Source organism: Oleiphilus sp. HI0132 (genome assembly GCF_001635845.1).
The window spans coordinates 1-5043 of the sequence record NZ_LWGJ01001047.1 but is presented as its reverse complement, the minus strand read 5'-3'; the positions used below and the strand labels follow the sequence as shown (position 1 = coordinate 5043).

Annotated in this window: 5 protein-coding genes and 1 pseudogene; 1 reads left to right on the top strand and 5 read right to left on the bottom strand. The window is 41.2% G+C overall.

Features of this window, described 5'->3' with window-relative positions; genetic code table 11:
* Window positions 1-343: pseudogene (locus A3766_RS12740) on the bottom strand (IS21 family transposase); the annotation flags it as partial.
* 534 nt (window positions 344-877) lie between these two features.
* On the opposite strand from A3766_RS12740, the gene A3766_RS12735 reads away from it, so the two are divergent.
* Complete coding sequence (locus A3766_RS12735; protein WP_082907112.1) at window positions 878-1942, top strand: Fic family protein; 1065 nt, start codon at window positions 878-880, stop codon at window positions 1940-1942.
* Window positions 1943-2115: 173 nt separating this feature from the next.
* Here A3766_RS12735 and A3766_RS12730 read toward each other — a convergent pair whose 3' ends face one another.
* From A3766_RS12730 to A3766_RS12715, 4 genes are read right to left on the bottom strand one after another with little or no spacing between them, the layout of a single operon-like run.
* The gene (locus A3766_RS12730; protein WP_068642304.1) at window positions 2116-3291 is read right to left on the bottom strand and encodes a DegT/DnrJ/EryC1/StrS aminotransferase family protein; all 1176 of its coding nucleotides are present in this window, start codon (window positions 3289-3291) and stop codon (window positions 2116-2118) included.
* Between the two features lie 24 nt (window positions 3292-3315).
* Window positions 3316-3984, bottom strand: a complete 669-nt coding sequence (locus A3766_RS12725) for a formyltransferase family protein (RefSeq protein WP_068642302.1) — start codon at window positions 3982-3984, stop codon at window positions 3316-3318.
* A 2-nt stretch (window positions 3985-3986) separates the two neighbouring features.
* Window positions 3987-4352, bottom strand: a complete 366-nt coding sequence (locus tag A3766_RS12720; RefSeq protein WP_068642300.1) for a hypothetical protein — start codon at window positions 4350-4352, stop codon at window positions 3987-3989.
* Between the two features lies 1 nt (window position 4353).
* Window positions 4354-4944, bottom strand: a complete 591-nt coding sequence (locus A3766_RS12715) for a sugar transferase (RefSeq protein WP_068642298.1) — start codon at window positions 4942-4944, stop codon at window positions 4354-4356.
* Window positions 4945-5043 lie beyond the last annotated feature (99 nt).

Below are 5043 nucleotides of genomic sequence, written 5' to 3'. Positions count from 1 at the left end.
GGCAGTATTGCGAGTAGCTGTAACTCCGGTTTGGGTATTGCTGTGTATATTCTTCCCAGAGTAAGTGTTTGGTTATGCCTTTGTGCTTGAGTTCTTGGTGTACCTCAACCCAGCCCGGCATGACCAGTTCTGCAGACACACGGTTGTCAGATTCAGGATAAAAAAGATTGGCAAGCGCCTGCTCATTAAGTTTCTCGATGGCAGACCAATCTAGGTTTAATTCTTTTGCCTGGCGAGCCACCTTTTGCACGGCACCCAGGCTAAGCCTCAAGCTGCCATTGATCTGGCGTAATGAGAGCCCATTTTGTAAACGAAGACGCAATATTTCTCGTAATTTTCGCATTGATATTCTCTTGGTTGGCATTGCCGTCTCCAGTGAAAAACTGAAGAGGCTAGCAGTCATAGAAAATCAATGCGCGAAAGAATTCTGGTGTTGTGAACAGTGATTCTGGATCATGAACACTTATTCTGGAAGCCAGCAACAAGTGTTCATGATGACGCCAGATTTAGTGTTCACGATCAGCCAGAATAGGTGTTCACGTTGCGCCAGAATGGGTGTTCATGATGGACCAGAATATGCATCTTGTAAGCATTCCAGATAAAACTGATTATCTTGATCTGAAAAGAAACACGCTTCCCGATTGTTTCCCCGTTGGATTACATGGCACGGCACTCCTGCCATATACATTCTCGGCTTCCTTGGCATTTCAGCTTCCTCTATCTTCCTTGATAGTTACACGTCATTATCGATCTAAGCTAAGACCTTTTCAAGCTGAGTAATGCGAATGATTATTATGTGTCACCGACCCCTTTTGCTTTACTTTATCGGACATATTAAATAGAGTTATGTCCTATATATTAGAATACAGGCTCAGTTATGACCGAGAAACTAGACCCGTCAATGCTCCTCCAGCTGCTTAAGCAAGCCCCTGAATCTTTCGCACTGTCTGATCTTCTTGAATTGATAAATAAACCAACACTCAAGCTTAGCCCTCCTTCAGATCGAACGATACGCCGTTGGCTTAATGAATTAAGTGAGCAAGGCCTGCTTATTAAAACTGGCAGTCGTAAAGGTACACGATATAGTCTTGCTGCACACCAAACGACGCCCAATATGCTGCAGTTTTTGCAGGGACTAGATACAGATATTCAGCTATCTACACTCAAGCAGATTAGAAACCTGTGGACTCATACCTCAACGGCACTAGAAGGCAATACTTTAAGCTTAGGTGATACAAAGTTTATATTGGACGAGGGGTTAACCATTTCAGGTAAACCACTCAAAGAGCACCAGGAAATATATGGCCACGCTAGTGCTATCGAATTGATTTACCAAAACCTTAACCAAGCCTTTACAGCAGAAAGCTGCTTCCAACTTCATTTAGCTATTCAGACAGACCGCGTCACCGACATTTATAAACCGAATGGAGCCTGGAAAGTTGAAATGAACGGTACCTATGCCGTTAATAAGAAAAACCAACAAGTATTTATCGAATATGCCCACCCCCTGCATACAGAAAAGTTAATGGCTCTTTTTATCGAAGAGCTCAACTCATTATGCAAGCAAACTCTCAACCTTAAGGACGGAATCAAAGCCTACGCGAAGATTCACATGGGCTTTGTACATATCCACCCCTTCTGGGACGGAAACGGACGCCTTGCGCGATTAATTGCAAACATTCCTCTGCTAAAGTCAGGCCTTCCCCCCATCGTTATTTCGCAGGACGAAAGACAGCAGTACATAAAAATACTTGCAGACTACCAGCTGAAAGTTGGACAACTGACACCTGACTCCGGTGTTTGGCCGAAAACTAAGCTGCTTACTGACTTTGAACAGTTTTGTGACCGCTCCCATAAAGAAACAAGAGAACTAATAGAAGGCGCTAAAAAACTTCAGGAACAAAGGAACAAAGGAATAACACCAACACAATACGTCTGCTGATTACTCATTCAGCCCAACTAAAGCAGAAAGTCAAAGCAGCTGCATACAAGTTGGAGGCAACTACACACGATCTTTTAGGTGTAGGGCAAGTAATACGAATGATTATTATCTGTCACCGACCCCTTTTGTTTACACTTTTGTTTAATCCTATTCCTGAATTTGCTAATACTTTCCTACTTAGAGGCGTCACACAATACATCTCTAACTATTGATACAACCGCATCCATTTGGTCGGAAGTGATCGTTGGATGAACCAAAAGCATTAGACTAGTTTCACCTAATTCTTTTGCAACTGGGAGGCTTTCCTTCGGCTTGAAATCCTCGTCATCAAATGCCTTTTCTAAATAAACTTCCGAGCAACTGCCTTGCATAGCTGGTATCCCGAACTTATTTAGAGCGTCTACAACTTTATCTCGTGTCCAGCCTTCTTTGAGATTACTCGATTCAACAAATACATAAAATTTATAGTTAGCATGCTCTATGTAATCAGGAACTTCAGGGACACGAATAGCAGAGAAATCTTTACAGACGTTAACCAACTTAGCTGCATGTTCATTTCGTAGCTTCGTCCAGTCATGCATGCGCTGCAGTTGAATACGCCCAATCGCAGACTGCATTTCTGTTAATCGCCAATTAGTACCGAATGACTCATGCAGCCAACGAAACCCTGGAGGATGTTCAGTATTGTATACCGCATCAAAGCTCTTACCATGATCTTTATAGGACCACATGCGACTCCAAAGGTCTTTATCATTAGTCGTCACCATGCCACCCTCACCACCGGTAGTCATAATTTTATCTTGACAAAAAGACCAAGCACCGACGTGACCAATAGAACCAACCGATTTACCCTTATACTTGGCCCCATGAGCCTGAGCACAATCTTCAATGACTTTCAGATCATGCTTCTCAGCAAGCCCCATAATACCATCCATCTCACAGGGCCAACCAGCTAAGTGAACACAAATGATAGCTTTAGTGTTATCTGTAATAACCGGTTCAATTGTTTCTGGACTTACATTCTGAGAGTTCCTATCTACATCAGCAAAGACCGGTGTTGCACCAGCAGTAACTATTGCACCAATTGACGCAATAAAGGTTCGCGAAGTAACGATTACTTCATCCCCGACTCCAATACCAAGGCCTTTAAGGGCTAGGTCTAAAGCTGTCGTTCCATTTGAAACAGCGATGGCATATTCAGAGTCAGCAAAATGCGCAAACTCTTTTTCAAACTCTCTGCCTTCTTGGCCAGTCCAATAATTTACTTTGTTTGAAAGCAAAACGCGTTGAATGGCATCTGCTTCTTCTTGAGTGAATGATGGCCATGGGGATATTTTACTGCTTAACATTCTTATGCTCTATTATATATTTGCTTATTCGGGAAGATACCTAAATTTCTTTCCATGTAGAGTTATGTAAGGCTGGAAATCACCATAACTTACAGCCCTGATTCTATTATCGACTTCCGACTCACTCATATTTACGTCTATATTGAACAGTTCTTCAAACTCATTACGAGTGTATGGAGTACGCTCCCATTTTCTTTCACTCTTTTGAAACTCTCCCTTGCTCAATGCATCACCAATCACATCATAAAATAAAGATAGCTGGTGGTCATATAACCTAGGTAATAATGTAGATACAGTATCACTTGGCAATAGTGGAAACTCCTTTACCGCAATAATTTTACCTGTATCCACTGTGTTTTCCATATGATGGCAAGTTATGCCATATACAGCTTCATCATTATACAAAGCAAAGTTATTGCAACCTATGCCAGGGTAACTAGGTGGGGCTGGATGAAAATTAATCGCAGCAACCTTAGCTCTTTTTATCAACCACTCAGGAACAACCCAACGAGACAGGTAAGAAATAATTAAATCTCCTTCCCAGTGATCGACAGTTGAAGGCAACTTTTCCCCCCAAACACCTAAATAAGACTCTACATCCCCAAAGGCCATAGACACATAAGCAAGTGCCCTTTCCGTATGAATATCATCAGCCTTACCTAAAAACAAAACCTTTGATTGCGGGTTTAACACTTTCACAGTTCCTTATTTCTAAGTTCAGACATCAATGCCATTAAGCCTTTCTCAGCTTCTACCGGATAATTGACATTGTTTTCAAAGACAAATGAATCTTCAATGTTTGGAGACATACGTTCTGATAAATCAACCCACAGCTCTAGCCATACATCGATATGATGAATCAAGTTAATGCATTGCGAGAATAGCTGCTCAGGAAGCTGAAAAGAAATCTTTATAAGTGTAGCCCGAATTCTTTCATTGTTATCCTTGAGGATTCGCGCGTATAGAAATTGCTGTCCATGTGACAAATACGCATTGTACGTTTTCTTACCTCTAGCAAAGAGGCAAGCTAACTCCCCTAAGCTTTGCTCCATATCAGCCATATTACTTATTTCCCTTAAAGTATTCTGTTGTCACATGACCTTCCGCGGTAATACCATCTTTGATAAACACCTTCTTGATAGTTAAAAACAAGATCTTTATATCTAACCATAAACTCTGATTTTCAACATACCATACATCTAGCTTAAATTTTTCTTCCCATGAAATTGCATTACGCCCATTTACCTGGGCCCAGCCAGTAATTCCAGGGCGAACATTATGCCTCTTTGCTTGCTCTTGACTATATAGTGGCAAGTATTCTATTAACAATGGACGAGGGCCAACTAGAGACATATCACCCTTCAGTACATTCCATAGACCTGGGAGTTCATCTAAACTAGAGCTACGAAGCTTAATTCCAAACGACGTTAAGCGCTCACCATCCGGCAACACATCACCAAATTGATCGTATGCATCTTTCATGCTACGAAACTTAAGCATTTGAAAAATTTTTCCATTCAATCCTGGCCTCTCTTGCTTAAATAAGATGGGACGACCTAGTTTCAAGTTAATCATTAGCCCAACTATCAAAATTACAGGGCTAAAAATTATAATTGCCATAACAGCTATAACTACATCAAATATTCGCTTCACTTAACTTACTTCCATTATCTCTAGAATTTCTTTATTAACTTTAGAAACATCAAATTTCTCAACAGCTATCTCTCGACTCATACCGCCCATCTCAACTAG